The following is a 25,706-nucleotide window of genomic DNA, read 5'->3' on the forward strand; positions in this document are numbered from 1 at the left end:
GGGGGGACGAGGCCGAGGCCGGTGTCCAGGACGTAGGCCTGCATGTTGTCCAGCGGGCGTCCGACGGGGATGTCGGTGGTGTCCTCGGGCAGGGTGTGCATGCGGTGCTGGGTGATGAAGGTGGTGGTTTCCGTGGGTCCGTAGCCGTTGACGACGACGAGGCCGGGGCAGATTGCCTGGACCCGGCGTACTGCTGTGGGGGAGACGACGTCTCCGCCGGTCCAGACCTGCCGTACCCCGGTGAAGCATTCGGGGTGTTCTTCGGCCATGACCGCGAACAGGCCCGCTGTCAGCCACAGGCCGGTCACCTTGCGGGAGGTGATGACCTGTGCGAGTTCTTCGCCGTCGATCTGGCCGGGCGGGGCCACCACGACCCGGCCGCCGTTCAGGAGCGGTACCCACAGTTCGAAGGTGGAGGCGTCGAACGAGTGCGGTGAGTGCACCAGGACCCGGTCTCCGACCTGGGTGAAGGATCCGTCCAGGGCCAGGGCGCTGACGTCACTGTGCCGGACGGCCACGCCCTTGGGTTCGCCCGTCGATCCCGAGGTGAACATCACATAGGCCAGTTGTTGCGGCAGGACCGTGACCCCCGGGGCGGTCGTGGGGTAGGTGTCTGTGCCGGTGATGTCCTGCGCTGTTATCACCAGGGAGATCTGTGCACGCCGGTGGATCAGGTCGCGGCGCTCGGCCGGCCACTGCGGATGGAAGGGAACGTAGACGCCGCCCGCTTTCGCTACCCCCAGCAGTGCTACGACAAGTTCGGCGGAGCGGTCCATCCGTACACCGACCGACGACTCGGGGCGCACGCCGTGTTCGATCAGCCAGTGCGCCACCTGGTTCGCCCGCGCGTCCAGCTCCGCATAGGTCAGGACCGTGTCACCGAACTCCACCGCCACCGCGTCCGGGACCGCCGCGGCCCGCGCCGCGAACAACTCCCCGATCCCGCCCACCGGCGCATCCGTCACCGGCCCCTGCCACGATCCCAACAACTCCCGCTCACCCGGCAACAACACACCCAACCGGGCGAGAGGCGTGTCCGGCGTGGCGCTCGCCAAGGCGGTGAGGAAGCGCACCATGCGGGCGCTGTGCTCGTCGAGTTCCTCGGCGGTGTACAGGCCGACGTTCGCCTGCGGCTGGATACGCCAGCCCCGGCCGTCCTCGCGGTCCTGGAACTGGAAGGACAGATCCTGGACGAGGCCGAGGGGCAGGTAGCGGCCTGTCGCGGGTGCCGTGCCGAACGTCAGGTCGTAGTCGAAGTTCATCGCGTTCACGAGCGGACCGTCGAGCTGCTGCCGCATGCCCACGAGGTTCAGGTCCCGGCTGAGGTCCTCGTAGCGGTACATCTGATGGTCGAGGACCTGACCGGTGCGTTCAGCGACGTGGCCGAGGAGTTCCTCGACGGTCGCGGCGGGGTCCAACTCCAGCCGCAGCGGCACCACGTTCGACGCCATGCCCGGCACGGACCGGACGGTGCGGTCCTGCCGGGCGGCGACCGGGAGGCCGAGGACGAGTTCGCGGGCGCCCGTCATGGCGTGGAGGTATGCGGCGGTCGCGGCGATCTCGATCGTGGAAGTGCGTACGCCGACCTTCGCAGCCAGGGAGCGGAGTTCGACGGCGACCGGCTCCGCGAGGACCGTCGAACGGCACACCAGCCGCTGCGGGATGCTGGGCTCGCCGGTGGTCAGGCGGGCGGCCTCGGGGGCATCCGTCAGGTACTGACGCCAGAACTCGGCGTCCTCGGCGAAGGCGGGCGACGTCCGGTAGGCGGTGTCGGCGTCCAGCAGAGTGCTCAGGGGGCTGAAGGGGCTGTCGCCCGGTTCCTGGCCGGCCGCGAGGCGGGTATAGACCTCGGCGAGGCGGCGGGCCACCAGTCCCATGCTCCATCCGTCGACGGCCACGTGGTGGAAGCGGTGGTAGGAGAGGTGACGGTCCTCCGCGAGTCTGAGGAGCTCAGGGGCGAACAGCGGTTCCCGGACGGGGTCCATGGCCCGGTCGAAACCGGCCGCCATATGAGCTTCCGCCGCTGCGTCCGGGTCCGCCTCGCCGCTCAGGTCGACGACGGAGACCTGTACGGCGTCCGGGTCGATGAGGTACTGGAAGACGTCGTCACCCTCCACGCCGACCCGCACGCGCAGCGCTTCCGCCTCGTGGACAACCTGCCGGATCGCCGCCCGGTACACCGCGGGGTCGACCGCACCGCGGATCTCCAGTGCGTCGCCGATGCTCAGAACCGGGTTCTCGGGGTCGAGCTGCTGGAACAGCCAGAGGCCACGCTGCGGCGCACTCAACGGAAAACGACGATCGGCAGACATCAGGAAGCACTCCCCCAGCACGACGGAATAGAATTTCTTCGCTGCTCGAGCCCGCTGTTTCCCAGGACTTTCGCCCGATTTCACGAATCAGCGGCCTGTGTGATGGCCGGTCAGAGGAAAGCCTCGACGTGGCGGTCGGCTCGGCCGTCGAATCGCCGAAACCTCTACCAGAGAATCAGCGGGCCCGGCCCATTGGCAATGAAATATAGCCATGACGCTTCGGTGGGCATGATGTGGACGGAGCGTATCGGAACTCACTGGACTTTCGCGGCGTCATCGCTCGTCGCTTTCCCGGAACAGGGTCCGTCCTGGCGACAGGACAGCCGATCACCGGGGTCGACAAGGAGACACTGCGCGACGGGATCCGGGCCGCTGGCGGACGGCGCCACGGCTCCCACACCGCACGCTCGTCGGTGCCCGACCTGCTCGGACGCGACTTCGCCGTCCGGCCGGAGCGTAGCGCGGACCACTCCGGCGCGGACAAGGCCACCGCCGAATCGTTCAACGCCGATTTCAAAAGGGGGACGTTAAAAGACCGTAAGAGCTGACCGATCGGGCGCGAGGTCTGAACTCACCGTCTCCCGTGGGCTGACCTGCGACAACACCCGGCGTCGGTACTCCCGCCCGAGGCGGCGGCCGCCGATCGCTGACTAGCGTCCTGAGTCGTTAATTCGTGTGCAGTATGCGGCGAGGGTGTCGAGGATGCTGTCGGCGGTCTTCGTCCAGATGAACGGCTTGGGGTTCTTGTCCCACTCGTTGATCCAGCCGCGGATGTCCCGTTCGAGTTCGACGACGCTGCGGTGGGCCGAGCGGCGGAGTTTGCGGCAGGTCAGCTCGGCGAACCAGCGTTCGACGAGGTTGAGCCAGGACGCCGAGGTAGGGGTGAAGTGACAGTGGAAGCGGGGGTGACGCAGCAGCCACTTCTTGACCGGCTCGGTCTTGTGGGTGGCGTAGTTGTCCAGGACCAGGTGCAGTTCGAGGTGCTTGGGGACGGCGGCGTCGATGACCTTCAGGAAGCGGAGGAACTCCTGGTGGCGGTGGCGGCGGTAGTGCTGGGCGATGACCGAGCCGGAGACGACGTCCAGGGCGGCGAACAGGCTGGTCGTGCCGTGCCGGACGTAGTCATGGGTCATCTTCGCCGGTGTGGTCGGCGCCATCGGCAGTACGGGCTGGGTGCGGTCCAGGGCTTGTATCTGCGACTTCTCGTCCACCGCCAGGACCAGGGCATTCTCAGGCGGGGCGAGGTAGATGCCCACCACGTCGCGGACCTTGGTCACGAACTGCGGGTCAGTCGACAGCTTCCAGGTCTCCACGATGTGCGGCTTGAGGCCGAGCGCCCGCCAGATCCGCGAGACAGCCGACTGCGACATCCCCGCCGCCTCGGCCATCGAACGCGTCGACCAGTGCGAATCACCCGTCGATGGAGCCTGGTCCAGCGTCTTGGCGACCAGGGCTTCGACCCGCTCGTCCGTGATCTTTCGCGGAGCCCCCGAACGCGGCCGGTCCACCAGGCCCTCCAGTCGGTCCGAGGAGAACCGGGCCCGCCACTTACGCACCGTCTCCCGCGAGACACCCAGATCCTGCGCGACCTGCGCGTTCGGCCGGCCCTCCGCGCACGCCAGCACGATCCTCGACCGCAACACCAGTGCCTGAGACGCCGTCTGCTTGCGCAACCAGCCCCGCAGCACCCTGCGTTCGTGATCGGACAACTCCAGCAACAACGGCTTCGGACCAGTCATCACCCCACCCTACAACTGCCCGCGAACTTCCGACTCAGGACACTAGAAGGCCATGCAAACATCAACTATCTTGGCTCAAGCCTCACGGACGTGTTCACGATTCGGCTGCGAGGCCCGTCTTCGGACGGACGGCTTGGTCGGGGGGGCAATGGGGCAGCGAGGATTAGCTTTTCTGGGAGTTACCGCCAAAGAGGAGGCAGTCTATCGACTGCTCTTGCGTCGGGGCGAGTTGGGCGGTGACGAACTGGACCTTATCGGTGAGCCGCCCGGCGGCGGGTTGAGCAAGCGGCTTACCGCTCTCGGCCTTGCCCGGGAGACGGCGGACGGTGTCCTGCACCCGGTCTCCCCGGCCAGGGCGGTCGAGCGCCTGGTCGACAGTGCGGTGGGTCATTTGCGCGCCAAACTTGAGGAAGAGGCCGCGGTCAGCCGCGTGGTGGACTCGTTGATCGCCGAACGTGAGGTGCAGGAGTCCGAGTGGCGGCAGGCTGAGGGCGATGCGGTGATTCAGCGCCTGGAGGGCATGGAAGAAGTGAGAGCGGCCATCGACGAGCTCACGTTCTTCACCTGGACCGAGAGCCTGACCACCAATCCCGGCGGCGTGCTCAGTGCGGACACCATCGACCATGCCCGGCCGATCGACGACCGGGTGCTGCGCAGGGGAGTGCACATGCGCACGCTTCTCGGTTCCGCCGCCCTCAAGGACGCGCCCACCATGGCCTACGCCCGCGAACTGGTCGCCAAAGGGGCCGAGATACGCATTTCCCGCGCCCCGCTGGAGCGCCTCATCATCTGCGACCGGAGTGCCGCTCTTACGCCCATCGACCCGGCCCACTCCGCGCGAGGCGCCATCCTGACCCGGGAATCGGGGCTGGTCGCCGCGTTGGTGTCGCTGTTCGAGCGCATGTGGGATGCGGCGGAGGAACTGCCGTCCGAGGACGCGATCGCTGCCCCCGCTGCCGATGAACTCGGGGACATCGAGCGGCAGGTGCTTCTGTTGCTGTGCACGGCGGCGAAGGACGAGAACGGGGCTCGGGCGCTCGGCGTCGCGGTTCGGACCTACCGCAAGTACGTGGCTGAACTGATGCAACGCCTGGACGCGAACAACCGTTTTCACGCTGCGCTGCGGGCCCGGGAGCGGGGCTGGGTGTGACAGCTCACGGACGCGCCAGCCGGCTCAGCCGGGTGCGGATGTCCTGCATGAGCGCGGCTTGCTGCTCCACGAGGTAGAAGTGATTTCCCGGCAGCACGCGCAGGTCGAAGCCCTGAGCCGCGGTTGTGGACCAGCCTCGCATCGATGCCACGTCGACATCCGGATCGGCGTCGCCGACGTAGGCGAACACCGGGAAGGGCAGCGGTGCGCCCGGCCGCGGTGCGTAGTCGGCCACGGCCTTGAAGTCGGCGCGGAGGGCGGGAAGCACCAGCTCCCGCAGGCCGAGATCGTCCAGGAGTGCCGAGTCGGTTCCGCCTAGCCTGCGCACTTCGGCCATGACGGCCTCTGTGTCGTCAGAGTCGGGCAGGGCGGTGCCCGCCAGATGCGGAGGCGTGCGGCCGGAAACCATGAGGGCCGCGAGCGCGGTCCGGTGTCGCCTGAGCAGGCGTAGGGCGATCTCGTAGCCCAGCGTGGCGCCCATGCTGTGCCCGAAGATCGCCAGCGGAACGTCCGTGAACCCCAGAAGTTCCGGGACGAATGCGTCCGCGAGTGAATCCATCGACGTAATGAGTGGATCATTTATGCGTTCATGCCGGCCGGGATAGCGTGCCACCAGCACCTCGACGTCATCGCCGAAGTTGCCCGCCCAATCACGGAAGAACGCTGCTGAACCGCCTGCGTGAGGCAGGCAGAGCAGCCGCAAACGGGGAGCCAGCGCACTGGGGTGTCTCCGAATCCAGATGCTGCTGCTGATGTCTACATTCATTTTGGTCGGTATCCTCTCCGAAGTGGCGCCGGACGCCTCAAGCGGCCGACGGTAGCAACTGGCGGGAAAATTCTGTCAAGGTGGCAGGGGTTCCAGAGAATTGATGCCCGCTGTCCTGTCGCCAGGACATCTCTGGCATGCGGTGCTCTTGGAACTGGGAAGTAACCGCTCTAAATTGACGCCGGGGTGCGCTGCGCCGCAATCTTGAGCACATGCTTCCTGAACCGCCGGTCGAGAGGCGTGGCTGTCTGATGTCACAGTGAAACGGGAGGATCATCCATGGATGCTGGTGCGACTGAAGTGTACGACGTAGTCGGAGTTGGATTCGGGCCGTCCAATCTATCGCTTGCTACAGCTATCGAAGAGCACGTGAATCAGGATTCGGGTGCGCCGATCACTGCGGCGTTCTTCGAGCGACAGGAATCCTTCGGATGGCATCGGAACATGATATTGCCGTCCACGACGATGCAGGTTTCCTTCCTGAAGGATCTTGCCACCTTCCGCAACCCGATGTCCCGCTACAGCTTCGTGTCCTTCCTGCACGACTCCGGTCGGCTGGCGCGATTCATCAACAACCAGGACTTCTTTCCCACCCGTCAGGAGTTCCACCAGTATCTGGAGTGGGTGGCATCGAGTTTCACCCATCAGGTCAGCTACGGATCCGAAGTCACGGGCATCCGTCTGTGCAGGGAAGGAGACGGCGGCGGCGTTCCGGAGCATCTGGAGGTAGAGGTGCGGCAGGTGGCCGACGGAAAGCGCCGGGTGGTCCGCGCGCGCAATGTGGTCATCTCGACCGGGCTGGTTCCCCGCATGCCCGAAGGCGTGGCACGGGACGAACGGGTGTGGCACAGCTCCGAGTTCCTGACGAAATTCCAACGGATGGAACCGGCGGACCTCAAGTCCGTCGCCGTCGTCGGGGCGGGGCAGAGCGCGGCGGAGATCACCCGGTTCATGTACGACTCGCTCCCGCACGCCCAGGTGCACTCGGTGATTCCGTCGTACGGGTACTCCCTCGCTGACGACACACCGTTCGCGAACCAGGTGTTCGATCCGTCGGCCGTGGACGACTACTACTTCGGGACCGACGGAACCCGCCAGGCGTTCTGGGACTACCACAAGAACACCAATTACTCCGTGGTCGACGACGACGTCATCAGGGATCTCTACCGCCGCCTGTACGAGGAGGAGGTCCGTGGCGCCAATCGGCTGCACTTCCTCAATCTGACCCGGGTCGGCGAGGTCAAGCGGGTCGGTGACGAGACACGTATCTTCCTGACGAGCGGTGATATCCAGGAACTGGAGGTCGACGTCTGCGTGTTCGCCACCGGTTACCGCGGCATGGAGCCCGCCCGTCTGCTCGGCGAACTCGATCAGCACTGTCTGCGTGACGCGGACGGTCGGCACCGGGTGGAACGCGACTACCGCCTGGTGACCGAGCCCGAACTGTCCTGCGGAATCTATCTCCAGGGCGGGACCGAGCATACGCACGGTCTGACGTCGTCCCTGCTGTCCAATATCGCGATACGCAGCGGAGAAATCTGCGAATCCATCATTGGCCGGCGACGCATCGACTGGGATCTGGAGGTTCACGCCGGGGCCGCCGCAAAGGCCGGGTGACTCCGGACACGACATGCGGGTCCGGACGCTGGAGCAGCGTCCGGACCCGCATTGCATGTACCCAGGACTGCTACGCAGCGGCGTCGGCCGCCATCGCTTCCTGGAGGCTCTTCGGGCGAAGATCGGTCCAATGCGTCTCGACGTATTCGAGGCACTCCTGCCGGCTTGCCTCACCGAAGGCAATCCGCCAACCTTCAGGAACTTCAGCGAACGTTGGCCATAGGGAGTGCTGCTCTTCCTCGTTCACCAGGACGAAGAAGCGGCCCTCGTCGTCATCGAAGGGGTTGCTGCTCATGTCGGCTCCAATTCTTTCGGCTTGGCCTCAAGGCTCCGCGCAATGGATCCGTTTTCACGTGGGCGGAAACTGGGTGTGGCAAGAATGTGCCACAACTGGGTGGATCCGTCCCGATCCTGGCAGGGGTCCCGGCTGCTGTGCAATAGGCGTATGTCCTGTGGACAGGACAGAGTTGCCGGTGCGTGATTCGGCGGCTCATTCTCTCGCTCAGGTGCCATAATCGGCTTACTCGGTATTTTGAGTAGCGCAAATATAAAAGCATGGCAAGAGCAAAAGGCAGGCGGGCTGCGAACCGGCAGTCGTCGGCACGGCAGAGGGGGCGTACATGGTGGTGCGGGCGGCGGTCGCCGGCGCGAGCGGCTATGCGGGAGGTGAGATTCTGAGACTCCTGCTCGGCCATCCTGAGGTCCGGATAGGCGCCGTCACCGGTGACTCGACCGCGGGCGAGGCCCTGGGGCAGGTGCAGCCGCATCTCACCTCTCTGGCCGACCGACGGCTGGAGCCCACGACGGCCGAGGTCCTCGCCGGGCACGACGTCGTCTTCATGGCGCTGCCCCATGGCGTGTCGGCGGCGTTGAGCAGGCAACTCGACGATGTTCCTCTGATCGTGGACTGCGGCGCCGACTTCCGGCTCGTCGATCAGGCCGCTTGGGAGCACTACTACGAAACGCCGCACGCCGGCACGTGGCCGTACGGACTACCGGAACTCCCCGGGCAGCGGGCCGTGCTGCGTGGGGCGAGGCGGATCGCGGTGCCCGGCTGCTTCCCGACAGTGGTGTCCATCGCTCTGTGGCCGGCCTACCGGGCGGGGCTCGTGGAGCCCTCCGCCGACATCGTCGCCGTCACCGGAACGTCGGGGGCGGGCAAAGCACCCCGAACCCGCCTGTTGGGCAGTGAGGTCATGGGTTCGGCGACACCGTACGGGGTGGCTGGAGCCCACCGGCACACGGCAGAACTGGAGCAGAACCTGTCCACCGTCGCCGGCGAGCCCGTCAGCGTGTCCTTCACTCCGGTCCTCGCCCCCATGTCGCGAGGCATCCTGGCCGTGTGCTCGGCCCCGGCCACGTCCGGTACGACGACGGAGGACGTGGCGGACGCCTACAGCATGGCGTTCGGCACAGAGCCCTTCGTGCACCTTCTGTCTCCCGCGCAGTGGCCCGCCACCGCCTCTGTGCTCGGCTCCAACGCCGTGCACCTCCAGGTCGCCGTCGACGATCGGGCGGGACGGCTCATCGCGACCGGCGCCATCGACAACCTCACCAAGGGAACGGCCGGAGGCGCCGTCCACAGCATGAACATCGCTCTCGGTTTCCCCGAGGAACTGGGACTTACGACCATAGGAGTCGCTCCATGAGCGTCACGGCAGCCCGGGGCTTCACCGCTGCGGGCATCGCAGCCGGAATCAAGGACAGCGGAAGTCCGGACCTGGCCCTTGTCGTCAACGAGGGGCCGCGCCGAGCCGCGGCCGGTGTCTTCACCTCGAACCGGGTCCAGGCCGCTCCGGTGACCTGGACCAAGCAGAACATCGCCAACGGTGAGTTGACCGCGGTTGTCCTCAACTCCGGTGGGGCCAACGCCTGTACGGGTACGGAGGGTGCCGCGGACACCCGGGCCACCGCTGAGCGAGTGAGCGCTGTGCTCGATGGGCACCTGCCGTCCGACGTCGCGGTCTGCTCAACCGGACTCATCGGGATCCGGCTGCCCATGGATCGGATGCTCGACGGGATAGAGCAGGCGGCAGCAGTCCTGTCCGCGGACGGTGGCGAGGACGCCGCCGTGGCCATCAAGACCACTGACTCGGTGCACAAGACCGCTGTGGTCGAGGGCGAGGGCTGGACGGTCGGCGGAATGGCCAAGGGTGCGGGAATGCTCGCTCCAGGCCTCGCCACCATGCTCGTCGTCCTCACCACTGACGCGGATGTGCCGGCACCGGTCCTCGACGAGGCCCTGCGCGAGGCCGTCGCTGTCACGTTCGACCGCATCGATTCCGACGGCTGCATGTCCACCAACGACACCGTGCTCCTGCTGGCCTCCGGGGCTTCCGGAGCGACTCCGAGCCCCGCTGTCTTCGCCGCGGCGGTACGCGCCGTCTGCGCCGATCTCGCTCGCCGGCTCATCGCCGACGCCGAAGGAGCCACCAAGGACATCCGCATCGATGTCATAGGCGCGGTGAGCGAGGAGGACGCCGTGACCGTCGGTCGGTCCATAGCCCGCAACAATCTGTTCAAGTGCGCCATCTACGGGGAGGACCCCAACTGGGGGCGCGTGCTGTCCGCCATCGGAACCACCGACGCGGACTTCGATCCGAACCGGCTGAACGTTGCTGTCAACGGTGTGTGGGTGTGCAAGGACGGAGCCGCCGGAGAAGACAGGGAAGGGGTGGACCTGAGCGGCCGGGACGTGGTGGTCACCGCCGACCTCGCAGCAGGTCCGGAGACGGCGACCATCTGGACCAACGACCTGACGGCCCTGTACGTCCACGAGAACAGCGCGTACTCCTCATGAGCGCCTCTTCCTTCGCGGCCGCGACCGTGGAACGCCCGGTCGACGGGCTGGGGCAGATCACCATCATCAAACTCGGTGGCAGCGCCATGGTCGACGAGGGCCTCAAAGAGGCCTTCGCCCACGATGTGGTACGGGTCCACGAGGCGGGTCTCCGTCCCGTTGTCGTCCACGGGGGCGGGCCCCAGATCAGTGCTGAACTCGAACGACAAGGACTGACCAGCGAGTTCAAGGCCGGCCTCAGGGTCACCACGCTTCGCGCGATGGATGTGGTCCGCATGGTGCTGGCCGGACAGGTGCAGCGCGAACTCGTGGGGCTGATCAACCGCCACCGGCCGCTCGCGGTGGGCCTCACCGGTGAGGACGCCGACACCATCACCGCTGTCCGGCATGTGCCGCAGATCGCGGGACGGAGCGTGGACATCGGCAGGGTCGGCGAGATCACCCATGTCAACCCCCGCCTGCTGGAGAGCCTTCTGGCCGACGGACTCATCCCGGTCGTGTCGTCCGTCGCGCGCAGCGTCGAGGACGGACATGTGTACAACGTCAATGCGGACACCGCGGCCGCCGCCCTGGCCAGTGCGCTCGGCGCCCGTGAACTGCTCCTGTTCACCGACGTCGCCGGACTCTACGACGACTGGCCGAACAACGACGAGGTGATCGGCCGGCTGACGGCCAAGGAGCTGGAAGAGATGTTGCCCCGTCTCACGAGCGGCATGCTGCCCAAGATGCAGGGCTGTCTGCATGCTGTACGCAACGGGGTGGGCCGTGCCCGGGTCATCGACGGCAGGGTTCGCAACGCGATCTTCACCGGCGTTCTCACGGATCGACGGTTCGGCACGGTGGTCGTGCCTGATGACAAGGGGGACATGCCGTGAACCCGAACGGATCCGCGCGCCTCGCCGAGCGGTGGCGGGACACGATGATGGCCAACTACGGCACGCCGCGCATTCCGCTGGTGCGTGGGGAGGGCACAGCGTTCTGGGACGCCGAGGGCAAGAGGTACCTCGACTTCGCCGGCGGCATCGCCGTCAACGCACTGGGCACCGCGCACCCCGCGGTGGTCCGAGCGGTCACCCGGCAGGTGGGCCGGCTCGGCCACGTCTCGAACCTCTTCGTCTCCGAGCCCCCCGTACGCCTCGCCGAGACCTTGCTGAGGCTGACGGGACGAGCCGGCCGCGTCTTCCTGTGCAACTCGGGGGCGGAGGCCAACGAGGCCGCGTTCAAGATCGGCAGGCTGACCGGACGCCCGCACATCGTGGCCATGGAGGGGGCCTTCCACGGACGGACCATGGGAGCGCTGGCCCTCACGGGTCAGCCGGGCAAGCGGGATCGCTTCCAGCCGCTGCCCGGGGGTGTCACGCACATCCCGTTCGGCGACGCCGCTGCCCTGGATGCCGCGGTGACCCCCGACACGGCCATGGTGATCATCGAGCCTGTTCAGGGTGAGCAGGGGATTGTCGTGCCTCCCCCCGGCTACCTGGCCGCGGCACGGAAGATCACCCGCCGCATGGGCACCCTTCTCGTGCTGGACGAGGTGCAGACCGGAATAGGCAGGACCGGTCACTGGTTCGAGCACCAGGCCCACGGCGTCGATCCCGACGTGGTCACTCTGGCCAAGGGGCTCGGCGGCGGGCTGCCCATCGGCGCCACCCTCGCTTTCGGTGATGCGGCGGAACTCCTCGGCCCCGGCACGCACGGCACGACCTTCGGTGGCAACCCGGTGGCCTGCGCCGCCGCGCTCGCCGTCCTGGACACCATCACCGCCGAGGGGCTGCTGGCACGGGTGGAACGTCAGGGGGAGAGGCTGCGTAAGGGCGTCGAGGCTCTACGCCACCCCCTGGTGGACCACGTACGAGGTGCCGGGCTGCTTCTCGCCGTCGTCCTTGCCCGGCCGCTGGCCCGGGAAGCCGAGCGGGCGTTGGAGCAGGCCGGGATCCTCGTGAACGCCGTCGGCCCGACGGTGATCCGGCTGGCCCCGCCGCTCATCGTCGGGGACGAGGAGGTGGATTCCTTCTTGCGCATCCTGCCCGGCGTACTGCACGAGGTGGGCTCGCCGCACGACAAGCGGCAGCCGGCCTGAGGGCGAAGAAGCCGATGGGAGCGATCGGTCTCCCGTCGCAGATCTGGACCGACGCGACGTGAGCAGCTTCCAAGTGCCGGTGTGAACACGGGCATTGAGGCTGCGGCGATAAGCTCACGTCTCTCTTGTCCCTGGGCCGAAGACGTCCGGGAAGATGCCACCGGAGGAAGCCCGCACATGAGTTCGCCGCAGTACCGCCAGGTTCCCGCCCAGGTCGACCTGCCCGCGCTGGAGCACGCCGTGCTCGACTTCTGGCGCGAGAGCAAGGTCTTCGCCAAGAGCCTGGAGGAGTCAGAGGGCCGCCCCGAGTGGGTCTTCTACGAGGGCCCGCCCACCGCCAACGGCATGCCGGGCGCCCACCACATCGAGGCCCGCGTCTTCAAGGACGTCTTCCCCCGCTTCCGCACCATGCAGGGCTACCACGTCGGCCGGAAGGCCGGCTGGGACTGCCACGGACTGCCGGTCGAGCTCGCGGTCGAGAAGGAGCTGGGCTTCAACGGCAAGAAGGACATCGAGGCGTACGGCATCGCCGAGTTCAACGCCAAGTGCCGTGACTCGGTGACCCGGCACACCGACGCGTTCGCCGAGCTGACGACCCGCATGGGCTACTGGGTCGACCTGGACGATGCTTACCGCACGATGGACCCGGAGTACGTGGACTCCGTGTGGTGGTCGCTCAAGGAGATCTTCAACAAGGACCTGCTGGTCCAGGACCACCGGGTCGCCCCCTGGTGCCCCCGCTGCGGGACGGGCCTGTCCGACCACGAGCTGGCCCAGGGCTACGAGACGGTCGTCGACCCCTCGGTCTTCGTCCGCTTCCCCCTGACCTCCGGCCCGCTGGCCGGCGAAGCGGCACTCCTCGCCTGGACCACGACCCCGTGGACCCTCGTCACCAACACGGCTGTGTCGGCAGGCAAGGATATCGTCTACGTCGTCGCGTCGGACGGCAGCGAACGAGTCGTCGTCGCTGAAGCGCTCCTGGAGAAGGCGCTGGGCGAGGGCTGGGAGGCCACCGGCCAGTCGTTCACCGGCGCCGAGATGGAGCAGTGGACCTACCAAAGCCCATTCGAACTGGTGGAGTTCCCGGCACGGGCGCACTTCGTCGTCAATGGTGACCACGTGACCACGGAGACCGGCACCGGCCTCGTGCACACCAACCCCGCCTTCGGCGAGGACGACTACAACGTCTGCAAAGCGTACGGGCTGCCGCTGGTCAACCCGCTCCGCCCGGACGGCACTTTCGCCCCCGAGATCGATCTCGTGGGCGGGCAGTTCTTCAAGGACGCCGACGCGATGGTTCTGAAGGATCTGCAGAACCGCGGGCTGCTGTTCAGGCACGAGTCGTTCGAGCACAGCTACCCGCACTGCTGGCGCTGCCACACGGCGCTGCTCTACTACGCGCAGCCGTCCTGGTACATCCGTACGACGGCGATCAAGGACCGGCTGCTCCAGGAGAACGAGAAGACCAACTGGTTCCCGGACTCGGTCAAGCACGGCCGCTTCGGTGACTGGCTGAACAACAACGTCGACTGGGCGCTGTCCCGTAACCGCTACTGGGGCACGCCGCTGCCGATCTGGCGCTGCGAGGACGGCCACCTCACCTGTGTCGGCTCCCGCGCCGAGCTCGGCGAGCTCGCCGGCACGGACCTCTCGGGCCTCGACCCCCACCGCCCGTTCATCGACGAGATCACCTTCACCTGCACGCACGAGAACTGCCAGCTGGAGGCGTACCGCGTCCCGGAGGTCATCGACGCCTGGTACGACTCGGGTTCGATGCCGTTCGCGCAGTGGGGTTACCCGTACAAGAACAAGGAGATCTTCGAGAGCCGCTACCCGGCGCAGTTCATCTCGGAGGCCATCGACCAGACCCGCGGCTGGTTCTACACGATGATGGCGGTCGGCACGCTGGTCTTCGACAAGTCGTCCTACGAGAACGTGGTCTGCCTGGGCCACATCCTCGCCGAGGACGGCCGCAAGATGTCCAAGCACCTGGGCAACATCCTCCAGCCGATCCCGCTGATGGACCAGCACGGGGCGGACGCGGTGCGGTGGTTCATGGCGGCGGGCGGTTCCCCCTGGGCGGCACGCCGGGTGGGCCACGGCACGATTCAGGAGGTCGTCCGCAAGACGCTCCTCACCTACTGGAACACGGTCGCCTTCCAGGCCCTGTACGCGCGCACCTCGTCCTGGGCCCCGTCGGCGGCCGACCCGGCCCCGGCGGACCGCACGGTCCTGGACCGCTGGTTGCTGAGCGAACTCAACGCGCTGGTCGACCAGATGACCGTCGCGATGGAGGGCTACGACACCCAGCGCGCCGGCAAGCTGCTCTCGGCGTTCGTGGACGATCTCTCCAACTGGTACGTGCGCCGCTCGCGCCGCCGCTTCTGGCAGGGCGACAAGGCGGCGCTGCGCACGCTGCACGAGGTCGTCGAGACGGTGACCCGGCTGATGGCCCCGCTGACCCCGTTCATCACGGAGCGGGTCTGGCAGGACCTGATCACGCCGGTGACGCCGGACGCTCCGGAATCGGTGCACCTCTCCTCCTGGCCGAAGCCGGACACCACGGCGATCGACCCCACCCTCTCCTCCCAGATGGCGCTGGTCCGCCGCCTGGTGGAGCTGGGCCGGGCGACGCGCGCCGAGTCGGGCGTGAAGACGCGCCAGCCGCTGTCGCGCGCGCTGGTGGCGGCGAGCGGTTTCGAGTCCCTCTCCCCCGAGCTGCGCACCCAGATCACGGAAGAGCTGAACGTCACATCCCTGGCCTCGCTCTCCGAAGTGGGCGGCTCGCTGGTCGACACGACGGCGAAGGCGAACTTCCGGGCGCTGGGCAAGCGGTTCGGCAAGGGCGTGCAGGCGGTGGCCAAGGCGGTCGCGAACGCGGACGCAGCAGCGCTCTCCCTCGCCCTGCGCGAAGGCACGGCGTCGGTGGAGGTGGAGGGCGAGCAGATCACGCTCTCCCCCGACGAGGTGATCATCACGGAGACTCCGCGCGAGGGCTGGTCGGTCGCCTCGGACTCGGGCGCGACGGTGGCCCTGGACCTGGAGATCACCCCGGAACTGCGTCGGGCGGGCCTGGCCCGTGACGCGATCCGCCTGATCCAGGAGGCCCGCAAGAACAGCGGCCTGGACGTGGCGGACCGCATCGCCGTCCGCTGGACCTCGACGTCCCCCGCGACGGTGGAGGCCCTCACCGAGCACGCCCCCCTCATCTCCGAGGAGGTGCTCGCCCTGGACTACGCGGAGGGCGAGGCGGACGAGACGTACGGCACCCCGTTCGAGGACGAGGGCCTGGCCCTCACATTCCGCCTGCGCAAGACGGAGGCGTAGCGCATACCGGACCGGCAGCACCAAGGCCGGAGCCGCCCGACCACAGGATCGGGCGGCCCCGGCCTTTGCCCGCGAACGATCGACCACCGGCCTTGACTACCGCCGTGCGCGCGTCAGGTGTTCGGCGACGACGGCCGCCACTGCTGAAGCGTCCTGCTCCAGGTAGAAGTGGCCGCCCGGGAATCGGTGGATCTCGGTCCTGGAGGTCGTGTTCAGACGCCACTGCTCTAGTTGCCGGACACTGAAGATGTCGTCCGAGCCGCAGCACACCACGATGTCGGCCTCAGTGACGATGCGCCGCTGCTTGCGCAGGAACGACTCGGACAGCGAGAAGTCGGCCCGCAGCAGGCCGGCAGCCCGCTTGCGCAACTGCGGGTGGTCCAGCACCTGCTGCCCCACCTCGCCGCCGGATGCCGCGGTGATGCGGAAGATCTCCTCGTCGTCGGCGAGCAGGGCCGAGCCGTCGAAGGGGAGAACAGCGCCGACTGGCCCGGAGTTGGCCGACGCGAACAGCGTCGAGCACCGGACACCACCTTCCCGCTCCTCCAGCCGGGACATCAGGGCGAGGCCGAGATAGGCGCCCAGACTGTGGCCGAAGACGGCGAACTCTCCGTCGATGCCGCCGATGTGTTCCATCAGCCAGTCGACGGCGTCCTCCGCGGTGGTCGCAGGCCTCTCGCGCCAGTTGCGCCCGCGGCCCGGCAGATCCAGCTGAATCGGCTGGATCTCCGGTGGCAGCGCGGAGGCGAGAGCGTCGAAGACCCTTGCCGAACCACCGGCGTGATGGAGCAGGACGAGGGGATAGGGGGTCATGCGTGTGCCTCCTGCCGACCGGGCTGGTGGGTGCTGAACTCCCGTGGTGCGGTGGGGGCGACCGGGTCGGTCCCCGCCATCGCACCACGTCTCAGGGCTGCCGGTGCGGAATGAACGGGAAGCCGCGCTGACTCTCCTTCGCCACGCGGTTGTGGCCGTACTCGTCCGTGCCGGACACCAGGACGGTGCCGTAGTTGTCGAGCGTGATGCCGCCGCCGTACTCATTGACCTCGTCGGTACCCGGGTAGACCTGGACCTGGGTGGGGACGAACCGGGTGGCATAGCCCATGCGGTAATCCTTCTTGCCGCCGGTGTGCGGCAGAGAAGCGTGCATGAGCGTCGACCAGAAGACGACGCACTCACCGGGCTTCATCACCAGCGGGAATGCCTTCGACTCGTCGGGACTCCAGTCGGGGTCCTTCTGGAGCTGGCGGTAGTCGTAGCCGAAGAAGCCACGTTTGACGCCGTCCTTCTCACGCGCGTTGAACGCCTCGGCCTCGTACGCCATGCCCTTGGACTCGTCGTAGTTCATGTGCCGGTGCGTGCCGGGCATGAGCTGGAGACAGCCGTTTTCCTTGGTGGAGTGGGTGAAGGCGGTCCAGACCGTGATGGTGCCGCCGAACGCGGGTCGGCCGTCCTCGGAGGGCCAGACGATCTGCGGGCTGCCGCTGGCGTGGGCGAACGTGGCCGCCTGGTGCCAGTCAGTGCCCTCGTCCCCCTGGAACTTGGGAAAGAACTCCGAGCGCCAGCACAGCACGTTGGGCCCGAGGATCGAGGCGACCCGGTCCACGATCTCCCGCTTCATGATGTGCTCGGCGAGCAGGTCGATGTCCAGGTGGCGGTCGTAGTTGGAAATGCTGCTGGCTTTTCCGGAACCCTCCGGGTAGATCGCGTGGGACCTGTTCCGTAGTTCGCGCTGGATGGTCTTCCAGCGCTCCTCCATGTCCTCAACCTCATAGATCTTTATGGGGCCGATGAAGCCGTCCCGTTCGAATTGGGAAAGTTCCTGCTCGCTGAGCGCAAAGGTGGTCTGCTCGCTTGTGGTCATTCGCTTCAGCCGTTCTGTGCGTTGGGGTAGTGGAGGCTCGGTATGCTGGCGACCGCCTCGCCGATGCTCCTCTCGAAAAGGATCTGCATATCGAGTTCGGCGCCGAACTCGTCACTGATACGCTGGTTGAGCTGAACGGCGAGCATGGAGTGACCGCCGAGGTCGAGGAAGTTGTCCTGAGGGGTCGCCGGTTCTTCAAGGATCTCCGTGGCCCATTCGATGACCTTCCGCTCCAGTTCCGCGGAGTCCAGCGCGCCCTGGGATGTGCGGCTCATATGTTTTCGTTCCCCTCTTTCCAGGTCCGGGCGATGGCGGCCCGGTCGACTTTTCCGTTGAACGTGCGTGGCAGTTCCGTGAGCGGCAGATAGCGCGCCGGGTGCATGTAGGACGGCAGCAGCGCCTTCACGTGCCGGCGCAGTTCCTGGGCCTCGGGGGCGGGGGAGTTCTCACGGGGGACGTAGGCGCATACCAGGCGGGTGTCCGATGCCTTGAACTCGTGGACGGTGACGACCGCGTCGAGCACAGCCTCGTGCCGGCGCAGGACTGCTTCGATGTCGCTCAGCTCGATGCGGTAGCCGCGCAGTTTGACCTGCAGGTCGGCGCGTCCGTCGTACACGAGGTCGCCATTCGGTGAGCGGCTGACCAGATCGCCGGAGCGGTAGTAGTGCAGGGTCCGGCCCGTGTCCGGGGCGGCGGCGGCCGGAAACTTCTCGCTGGTGAGCTCGGGCCGGTTCAGATATCCACCCGTCACCTGCGGCCCGGTCAGCCACAGCTCGCCCTTCTCACCGACGGCGACGTCCTGGCCCTCGTCGCCGACCACACGGATACCGAAGCCCGGCAGCGGTGTGCCGATGACGGATACGTCGCCCGCCAGGTCGTCCTCCGTGACCTCGTGGAACGTGGTGAAGACCGTGGTCTCGGTGATGCCGTATCCGTTGACCAGCCGCGGGCGGGCCAGCCCGTATTTCTTGCCCCACGGCCGCAGTGCCGGCGGGGACAGTTTCTCCCCGCCGAAGATGACGTAGCGCAGCTCGCGCAGGTCGGCGTCGGAGTGGACAGCCGCCTCGGCGAGCGATGCGAAGGCGGTGGGGGTCTGGTTCAGCACCGTGATGCGGCGCTCCGCGATCCACGCGAGGCACTGCTCGGGGGATCGGGCGGCCCACTGGGGGAGGACGACGAGCTCCGCGCCCGTACCCAGAGCGCCCCACATCTCCCAGACCGAGAAGTCGAAGGCGATCGAGTGGAACAGCAGCCACCGGTCGTCCGGGCCGAAGTCGAACACGGTCGAGGCGCCGGTGAGGAGGGCATGGGCGTGACGGTGCTGTACGGGGACTCCCTTGGGTTCGCCCGTAGTGCCCGAGGTGTAGATGATGTACGCGATGTCGTCCTCGTTGGGCCCGTGTCCGTGAGGCAGGGGCGTCAGGCGGGCGGTGCGACTGGCGGCCAGGTCATCCGTCGAGATGAGTGTGCTGATGTGCGATGGGGGCGATCCGTCGCCCCAGTCACCGACGAGGGCCCGGGACCCGCTGTCACCCACGATGAACTCCCGGCGAGCCGCCGGGTGGCGTACGTCCAGCGGCACGTAGGCGGCTCCGCACTTGAGGATGCCGAGGACGGCGGCGACCGTGTCGGCTCCGGGCGCCATGCGCAGGACCACGCGGTCACCCCGTGCCACGCCCCGCGTGCGGAGAAGGGCGGCCACGGAGTCGGACCACGCGTTCAATTCGGCGTAGCTGAATCGCTGTTCCTCGGCGGACAGAGCGATCCGGTCGGGCGTGGCATCGACCGAGGCGGCGAACCGGCTCACCAGATTTCCCGAGGTGTCCCGCTCTCGCCCCTCATCACGCATCGCTTGCAACTTCCCCCCTTTCTTCGCTGCGTCCCGAACGGAACGCAATCCCCGTCTGTACCGCGTCAGCGGAACGAGATGGCGCCGGCCGGGCATAGGTGGACGGCTTCCTGGACTGCACCGTGTTCCGCGTCGGACGGCTGTGGTTCCAGCAGCCGAACGATGCCGTCCTCGACGCGTTGGTCGAAGATTCCGGGTGCGACCAGCATGCATTGTCCGGCCCCTACGCAGACTTCGGTGTCGACCTCGACTTTGGGTGGCATGACGATTCCTCTCGCTCACCTGAGTTGCTTGTTGGCGCGTCATCCAGTGACATGGCCCTGGACCGGAGAGCATTCCGGGAAGTGGCGTACGAGCCGACGGTCTGATTGCGCCAATGTCTCAGGCGCACCGTACCAATGCCAATGCCACGGGCCTATCGGCTTGTCCCGGTGGTCCTGTCCGGTCGACGGGACAGCGCGACGTACTCCGTCTGGGCGTCCCAAGGCCCCGGGGAGGCCGTGATGCAACCAGGAATACTCGCCCGTGTTCAATTCAGTTGCAATTTCAGTCGAGTGGAATGAACAAGGAGTGGACGCGCATGATCTCAGCATCCATTGCGCAGCGTCGATTGTGGTTCATCCACCGCTTCGGAGGGCAGCCGGAGTCGGGAAACATCGTGCTGGTGCTGCGCATGGTGGGAAACCTCGACTTCGCTGCCCTGGAGGCGGCGGTCGGGGATCTGGTGATCCGCCACGAGGTGCTGCGAACAGTCTTCCCCGAGGGTGCGGACGGACTGCCTCGGCCGATGGTGACGCAGACCGGGGACGTGGCGCTCCGTCTGCCTGTGGTGGATACGATCGAGCAGGACGCCGAGTCCGTCCTCCTCGCCGCCGAGCGGTATACCTTCGACCTCGCGTCCGAACCGCCGGTCCGCGCCGCCTTGCTGAGGTGCGCCCCCGACCGCCATCTACTCGTGTTGACCTTCCATCAGGTGGCGCTGGACAGGCAGTCGTTGGCACCGCTGATGAGCGAAATGGGATTCGCCTACGCGGCGCGCCGGAAGCGCGTGGCGCCGCGATGGGCCGCTCCCGCTCGCGACTGGGTGAGGCACGTCGAGATCGAGAAGTCGAACCTGGGGCAGGCGGAGCTCCCCGGCGGCGATGCGGCACGGCAGTTGGCCTACTGGCGAGCTGAGCTGACCGATTTGCCAGCCTCGATGCCGCTGCCGACCGATCGGCCTCACCCGTCGGAGCGGAGCGGTCACGCGGATGGTGTGTCCTTCACCCTCGAGGCCGGGCTTGTCGAGGCATTGAAGGACCGGGAGCGGGCCTGGAACGTACCGTTCGACTCCCTGCTGCGAGCAGCCCTAGCGGTGCTGCTCCACCAGTTGGGCAGCGGTACGGATGTGCTCATGGGTACCTCCTCGCCCCGAGCCGGTGCGATCGGCCCCTTCCACCAGGTGACGGCTCTGCGGGTCGATCTGCGGGGAAACCCGACACTCTTTGGACTGGTCCAGAGGGTGCGGGAGAAGGAGCGGGCGGCCGCCGAGCACGGGGACATCCCCCTCGCCCACATCGAAAAGCTCCTCCCTCGGCGGTCGCGGTCCCACCAGCCGCTGATTCAGGTGCTGTTCGAAGGGCTGGAGTGCCCGGTGCCGGCCGTGGACCTGCCCGGCATGACGGGAACTGTGGAACCGCGCCCGCCGAGAACCACGCCCTACGACCTCCACTTCCGGCTCCGGCCCGGCGCGGACGGCACTGTCGAGGCCGACGTCGTCTACGCCCTCGACCTGTTCGACCGGTCCACGATCGAGACGATGGCGGACTGTTTCACGGAGATCCTCCGGAACGTGGCCGAGGACGGCCGAGCCAGGGTGGGGCAGGTGGACATGCTCGGCGCCGCCCACCATCAGTGGCTGCTCGCACGGTCGGTGGGGGAGTCGACGGGGCTGCCCGCGCCGACCGTCCCCGACCTCGTACGAAGGCAGGTCCTCGCCACCCCCGAGGCGATCGCGGTGTCCGACGGCACCACTTCCCTGACGTATCGCGAGCTCGACGAGAGGGCGTCGAGGCTGGCCCGCCGACTGCGCCGCGCCGGCGCCGGGCCCGAGACCGTGGTGGCACTGGCGGTGGCCCGTAGCGCTGACCTCGTGGTCGCACTGCTCGGCGTTCTCAAGTCCGGTGCCGCCTACGTGCCCATCGACCCCCGCTACCCGAGCGGGCGGATCGGCTTCATGCTCGCGGACGCCGACCCGAGCCTGGTCCTCACAGACGAGGAAACCGCCGATGTCCTGCCGGACGACGACGTGCCCCGCTGCTACGTCGACGCCCTCGACCACGAAGAGTCCCTCGACGACGAGCCCGACGGCGTCCTTCTCCCGCCCGGCTCACGGGTGCTCCCGCAGAATCTGGCCTACGTGATGTACACGTCAGGGTCCACGGGCACACCGAAAGGCGTCGCGATCACCCACGGCAACGTGGTCAACGGTGTCTCGCAACTGGCGCCGCTGGTCGGCATGCGGCCGGGAGCGGTCATGCTGGCCGGAACGTCCGTCAACTTCGACGTGTCCGTGTTCGAGGTCTTCACCGCGCTCAGCACCGGGGCCAGGATCGACGTCGTCCGTGATGTGCTGGTCGTCGCGGAGCGCGGTGGCTGGTCCGGCGACGTGCTGCACACCGTCCCCTCCGCGTTCGCCGAAGTGCTCGACCAGGTGGCGCACAACCTCGACGTGCGCACAGTGATCTGCGCCGGCGAACGGCTGCCTCCCGACCTCATCAGACGTGTGCGCGCGGAACTGCCGAGAGCCAGGGTGATCAACGCGTACGGTCAGACGGAGAGCTTCTACGCCACCACGCACACCGTCGCCCCGGAGTGGAGCGGCGGGAGCGGCATCCCGATCGGGGCGCCGTTGGGCAACATGCGCACGCATGTGCTCGGTCCCGGGCTGCTGCCGGTCCCCCGAGGAGCGGTCGGCGAACTGTACGTCGGCGGAGCCGTGGGGCGCGGTTACCACGCCAGCCCCGGTCTGACCGCTGGTCGCTTCGTGGCGGATCCCTTCGGCCCTCCGGGGGAGCGGATGTACCGCACCGGCGACCTCGCCCGCTGGAACGCGGAGGGGCAGCTGGAGCACCTGGGGCGTGTCGACGCACAGGTGAAGATCCGCGGAATCCGGGTCGAACCCGGCGAGATCGAAGCAGTCCTCGGCGCTCACCCCGGCATCGCCCAGGCCGCCATCGCCGTGAGTGCCGGTCCTGGCCGGATCGTGGCCTACCTCGTGCCCGCCGGCCCCGTGGCCGACACGGGCGACGATCCGCTGGCTCCGCGGAAGCTGCGACGGTACGTCGCCGACCGGCTGCCGGCCTTCATGGTCCCGTCCACGTTCGTCGTGCTCGACCACCTTCCGCTGACCCCCAATGGGAAACTGGACCGCGCACGGCTGCCCGAACCACGGCATACCGAGGTGAAACGCCGGGATACCCATATGCCATTGGAGCGCGACGTGGCCGTCCTGTTCGCCGAAACGCTGGGCTGCGGCCCGGTCGGGGCCGACGACGACTTCTTCGACATCGGCGGCGACTCGTTCAGCGCCGTCCGTCTTCTGACTCGTATCCACGTCGGACACGGGCCGGGATTGACCATGGGAGAATTCCTTGCCGCGCCCACGGTGGCCGGCGTCGCCGAAAACCTGGCGGCTCATCCGCGTCCGGCCTGACCTCGGCCGGCGGCCGCTCCCCAAAAACCGCAGGTGTGTGTAGTCATCGCCGCCGTGTCCTGGCAACAGGACACGGCGTTCCGGCGATGACTCGGCCGAGGGGACACGTGATTGCCGTCCGGATATTGCCAACAAGTCCCCCCTCTTGTTCTTCTGGTGACCGGCCGACGCGCCATGTCTCGACTGCCGTGAAATTCAATGCGCCGTCCCATTCTGATCATCAGCGAAAATGATTGGATATCCCGCGGGCGTCGATGTGAACTGACGGAGTCCCGTTTCCAGGGCGCTTCTTCCTTTGTGGAGCACAGTCACCGCCCTTGATGCTCCGTCCCCATCACGAGCCGGGAGTGCAGCGTGAGTACACCGTCCATCCAGCAGACCGTGCATGACGCCGTACGCCGCGCACGCGCCGCGCAAGCCATCGCCGAGTCCTGGTCCCAGGCCCGCGTCGACGACGTGGTCGCAGCTGTCGGCTGGCACTGCTATCGGGAGGACAACGCCCGCCGGCTCGCCACGCTCAGCCACGCCGAGACCCGCTTGGGAGACCCGGAGCACCTGTACGAGCTCCAGCGCAAGCGCGTACTCGGGCAGGTCTTCGAACTCCACGGTCAGACGACAGTCGGGGTGGTCGAGGAACTTCCGCGACTGGGCCTGCGCAGGATCGCCAAGCCGGTGGGCGTGATCGCCGCGGCCAGCCCGGCCACCGCTCCGAACTCCGGCATGGTGTGCTCCTTCCTGCCCGCGCTGAAGACACGCAACGCGGTGGTCTTCACCCCCAACCCGCGGGCGCGTGGCGCGGCGGCGGAGACCGTCGCCGTGATACGCGAAGCACTCAAGGACGTCGGTGCGCCCGCCGATCTCGTCCAGTGCCTCGACATCAGCGGGCGTGAGTCCACCGAGACCCTGATGGCGGCCGCCGACCTCGTCGTCGCCGTGGGCGGCGCGGGCACCGTGCGGCGTGCCTACACCAGCGGAACTCCCGCCGTCGGCGCGGGCGTCGGCAACCCCACGGTGCTTGTCGATGAGACGTCCGACGTCCGTTTCGCGGCCCGCAGCATCCAGACGGGCGCCGGCTACAACAACGGCACCTCGTGCTCCTCCGAGAGCAACGTCCTGGTGCACCGGTCCATCGCGGACGAGTTCCGCGCCGAACTGCGGCGCTGCCGGGCCCATGTGTGCACCCCCGCGGAGACGCAGCGGGTGCTGCGGGCGCTGTGGCCCGATGGCCGCGTCCTCAACCGCGACCTGATCGGCACATCGCCCGAGACCATAGCCGCGGCCTGCGGTATCAGCCTCGCCGAGCCGGACAAGACGACCGCACTCGTCCTCGACGGCGATGCCGCGCTGCCTGACAGCCCCGTTCTGGGCGAGAAGCTGGCGCCTGTGATCGCCCTGCTCACCTATGACGACTTCGATCGGGCCGTGGAGCGCGTGAGGGGCATCCTCGACCGCTGCGGGCGAGGCCACAGCGCCGGAATCCACTCGAACCGGCCGGCGCGGGTGAACCACCTCGCCGATCGCATTCCCACCTGCCGGATCGTGGTCAACCAGTCGACGATGACCAACAGCGGAAGCTTCACCAGCGGGGTCCCCTTCACCTCCACCCTCTCCAGCGGCACGTGGGGAGGAACAAGCATGTCGGGGAACGTCACATGGCGTTCCTTCGTGAATATCACCACCGTCTCCTGGCCGATTGAGGAACGCGGCGTGGATGAGGCGGTTCTTTTTGGTCGGCACTGGAGCGGGGCCAGTGCGGAGCCGCATTCCCAGCGCTTCGAAAGCGTGCTGTAAGAGCGGTCACTGCCAGGGCATCTCCCGGACGCCGCAAGCTGCAAAGAGTTCCGAAACATTTCCCAGGTCATGACCGGCGCGGCCCAGGTTCCGCCGTATGTCGAGAGAGAGGCACATCGTGATCCCGTTGTCGTATGCGCAGCGTCGAATCTGGTTCCTTGACCAGTTCGAGGGACCCAGTGCGGCGTACAACATCGCCGTCACCCTGCGCCTGACCGGCGAGGTCGATGTGGCGGCGCTACGCGCGGCGCTGGCGGATGTGATCGAGCGGCACGAGAGTCTCCGAACGGTCATCGAGACGCAGGACGGCGAGCCCGGGCAGCGCATTCTGGAGAACGTCAGCCCGGATCTGCTCACGATGGCGGTGGCTGAGGACAACATTCCCGCGGAGATCTCCAAGGCGGCGGAGTACTGCTTCGACCTCGCGTCGGAGATCCCGGTTCGCGCTTCCCTGCTCACGGTTACGCCGAGCAGCCACGTTCTGGTGATCGTTCTGCATCACATCGCTGCCGACGGCTGGTCCATGGCTCCCCTCCTCAGGGATCTTTCGACCGCGTATACACAGCGCCATCAGGGATCGGCACCCGAATTCCCCGAACTTCCCGGCCAGTATGCGGATTTCGCCGTGTGGCAGCGGGAGGTGTTGGGGTCTGAGGGTGATCCGGGGAGTGTGGTGAGTGAGCAGTTGGGGTATTGGCGTGGGGTTTTGGAGGGTGTGCC

Annotated in this window: 20 protein-coding genes; 11 read left to right on the top strand and 9 right to left on the bottom strand. The window is 67.4% G+C overall.

What is annotated here, in order from left to right; all coding sequences use genetic code 11:
- On the bottom strand, nt 1-2,312 hold a 2,312-nt coding region (locus tag ACWCQ6_RS29155), incomplete at its 3' end, for an AMP-binding protein (RefSeq protein WP_451094194.1).
- A 233-nt stretch (nt 2,313-2,545) separates the two neighbouring features.
- Between ACWCQ6_RS29155 and ACWCQ6_RS29160 the strand changes: the two genes are divergently transcribed.
- Entirely contained in the window at nt 2,546-2,860 is a 315-nt protein-coding gene (locus ACWCQ6_RS29160; RefSeq protein WP_451094196.1) for a hypothetical protein, read from the top strand.
- 102 nt (nt 2,861-2,962) lie between these two features.
- Here ACWCQ6_RS29160 and ACWCQ6_RS29165 read toward each other — a convergent pair whose 3' ends face one another.
- Nucleotides 2,963-4,051 carry an IS630 family transposase gene (locus ACWCQ6_RS29165; RefSeq protein WP_451094198.1) on the bottom strand — a complete coding sequence of 363 codons (1,089 nt, stop codon included), beginning with the start codon at nt 4,049-4,051 and terminating at the stop codon, nt 2,963-2,965.
- 214 nt (nt 4,052-4,265) lie between these two features.
- Here ACWCQ6_RS29165 and ACWCQ6_RS29170 point away from each other — a divergent pair, with 214 nt between their 5' ends.
- Nucleotides 4,266-5,201, top strand: a complete 936-nt coding sequence (locus tag ACWCQ6_RS29170; RefSeq protein WP_451094200.1) for a helix-turn-helix transcriptional regulator — start codon at nt 4,266-4,268, stop codon at nt 5,199-5,201.
- Between the two features lie 4 nt (nt 5,202-5,205).
- On the opposite strand, the gene ACWCQ6_RS29175 is transcribed toward ACWCQ6_RS29170, so the two are convergent.
- Complete coding sequence (locus ACWCQ6_RS29175; protein ID WP_451094202.1) at nt 5,206-5,967, bottom strand: thioesterase II family protein; 762 nt, start codon at nt 5,965-5,967, stop codon at nt 5,206-5,208.
- Nucleotides 5,968-6,246: 279 nt separating this feature from the next.
- Between ACWCQ6_RS29175 and ACWCQ6_RS29180 the strand changes: the two genes are divergently transcribed.
- Nucleotides 6,247-7,584: a lysine N(6)-hydroxylase/L-ornithine N(5)-oxygenase family protein gene (locus ACWCQ6_RS29180; protein WP_451094204.1), complete on the top strand. Its 1,338-nt coding sequence runs from the start codon at nt 6,247-6,249 to the stop codon at nt 7,582-7,584.
- Between the two features lie 70 nt (nt 7,585-7,654).
- On the opposite strand, the gene ACWCQ6_RS29185 is transcribed toward ACWCQ6_RS29180, so the two are convergent.
- Nucleotides 7,655-7,879 (bottom strand): MbtH family protein, encoded by a 225-nt coding sequence (locus ACWCQ6_RS29185; RefSeq protein ID WP_451094206.1) that lies wholly within the window; start codon nt 7,877-7,879, stop codon nt 7,655-7,657.
- A gap of 325 nt (nt 7,880-8,204) precedes the next feature.
- Between ACWCQ6_RS29185 and argC the strand changes: the two genes are divergently transcribed.
- The 5 genes from argC (at nt 8,205) to ileS (ending at nt 15,791) form a co-directional block, all read left to right on the top strand.
- Entirely contained in the window at nt 8,205-9,233 is a 1,029-nt protein-coding gene (gene argC, locus ACWCQ6_RS29190) for an N-acetyl-gamma-glutamyl-phosphate reductase (RefSeq protein ID WP_451094208.1), read from the top strand.
- Nucleotides 9,230-10,384 carry a bifunctional glutamate N-acetyltransferase/amino-acid acetyltransferase ArgJ gene (gene argJ, locus ACWCQ6_RS29195; protein ID WP_451094210.1) on the top strand — a complete coding sequence of 385 codons (1,155 nt, stop codon included), beginning with the start codon at nt 9,230-9,232 and terminating at the stop codon, nt 10,382-10,384. Before argC ends, argJ begins: the two co-directional genes overlap by 4 nt.
- A complete protein-coding gene (gene argB, locus ACWCQ6_RS29200) occupies nt 10,381-11,259 on the top strand; it encodes an acetylglutamate kinase (protein WP_451094212.1) in 879 nt (292 codons plus the stop codon). The genes argJ and argB overlap by 4 nt, the downstream gene beginning before the upstream one ends.
- Nucleotides 11,256-12,464 (top strand): acetylornithine transaminase, encoded by a 1,209-nt coding sequence (locus ACWCQ6_RS29205; RefSeq protein ID WP_451094214.1) that lies wholly within the window; start codon nt 11,256-11,258, stop codon nt 12,462-12,464. Before argB ends, ACWCQ6_RS29205 begins: the two co-directional genes overlap by 4 nt.
- Nucleotides 12,465-12,641: 177 nt before the next feature.
- Entirely contained in the window at nt 12,642-15,791 is a 3,150-nt protein-coding gene (gene ileS, locus ACWCQ6_RS29210; protein WP_451094216.1) for an isoleucine--tRNA ligase, read from the top strand.
- Nucleotides 15,792-15,887: 96 nt separating this feature from the next.
- On the opposite strand, the gene ACWCQ6_RS29215 is transcribed toward ileS, so the two are convergent.
- The 5 genes from ACWCQ6_RS29215 to ACWCQ6_RS29235 all read right to left on the bottom strand — a co-directional run bounded on the left by ACWCQ6_RS29215 (nt 15,888) and on the right by ACWCQ6_RS29235 (nt 19,764).
- A complete protein-coding gene (locus ACWCQ6_RS29215; protein WP_451094218.1) occupies nt 15,888-16,604 on the bottom strand; it encodes a thioesterase II family protein in 717 nt (238 codons plus the stop codon).
- Between the two features lie 91 nt (nt 16,605-16,695).
- Complete coding sequence (locus tag ACWCQ6_RS29220; protein ID WP_451094220.1) at nt 16,696-17,652, bottom strand: chlorinating enzyme; 957 nt, start codon at nt 17,650-17,652, stop codon at nt 16,696-16,698.
- 5 nt (nt 17,653-17,657) lie between these two features.
- A complete protein-coding gene (locus ACWCQ6_RS29225; RefSeq protein ID WP_451094222.1) occupies nt 17,658-17,927 on the bottom strand; it encodes an acyl carrier protein in 270 nt (89 codons plus the stop codon).
- Nucleotides 17,924-19,501: an amino acid adenylation domain-containing protein gene (locus ACWCQ6_RS29230; RefSeq protein WP_451094224.1), complete on the bottom strand. Its 1,578-nt coding sequence runs from the start codon at nt 19,499-19,501 to the stop codon at nt 17,924-17,926. The genes ACWCQ6_RS29225 and ACWCQ6_RS29230 overlap by 4 nt, the downstream gene beginning before the upstream one ends.
- A gap of 65 nt (nt 19,502-19,566) precedes the next feature.
- Nucleotides 19,567-19,764 carry a ferredoxin gene (locus ACWCQ6_RS29235; RefSeq protein WP_451094226.1) on the bottom strand — a complete coding sequence of 66 codons (198 nt, stop codon included), beginning with the start codon at nt 19,762-19,764 and terminating at the stop codon, nt 19,567-19,569.
- A 317-nt stretch (nt 19,765-20,081) separates the two neighbouring features.
- Between ACWCQ6_RS29235 and ACWCQ6_RS29240 the strand changes: the two genes are divergently transcribed.
- The 3 genes from ACWCQ6_RS29240 to ACWCQ6_RS29250 all read left to right on the top strand — a co-directional run.
- Nucleotides 20,082-23,195 carry a non-ribosomal peptide synthetase gene (locus ACWCQ6_RS29240; protein WP_451094228.1) on the top strand — a complete coding sequence of 1,038 codons (3,114 nt, stop codon included), beginning with the start codon at nt 20,082-20,084 and terminating at the stop codon, nt 23,193-23,195.
- Nucleotides 23,196-23,549: 354 nt separating this feature from the next.
- Entirely contained in the window at nt 23,550-24,986 is a 1,437-nt protein-coding gene (locus tag ACWCQ6_RS29245; protein ID WP_451094230.1) for an aldehyde dehydrogenase family protein, read from the top strand.
- A 118-nt stretch (nt 24,987-25,104) separates the two neighbouring features.
- Nucleotides 25,105-25,706 (top strand): condensation domain-containing protein (locus ACWCQ6_RS29250; protein ID WP_451094232.1); only part of this gene is annotated, 602 nt, incomplete at its 3' end.

Source organism: Streptomyces sp. NPDC001880, assembly GCF_053594575.1.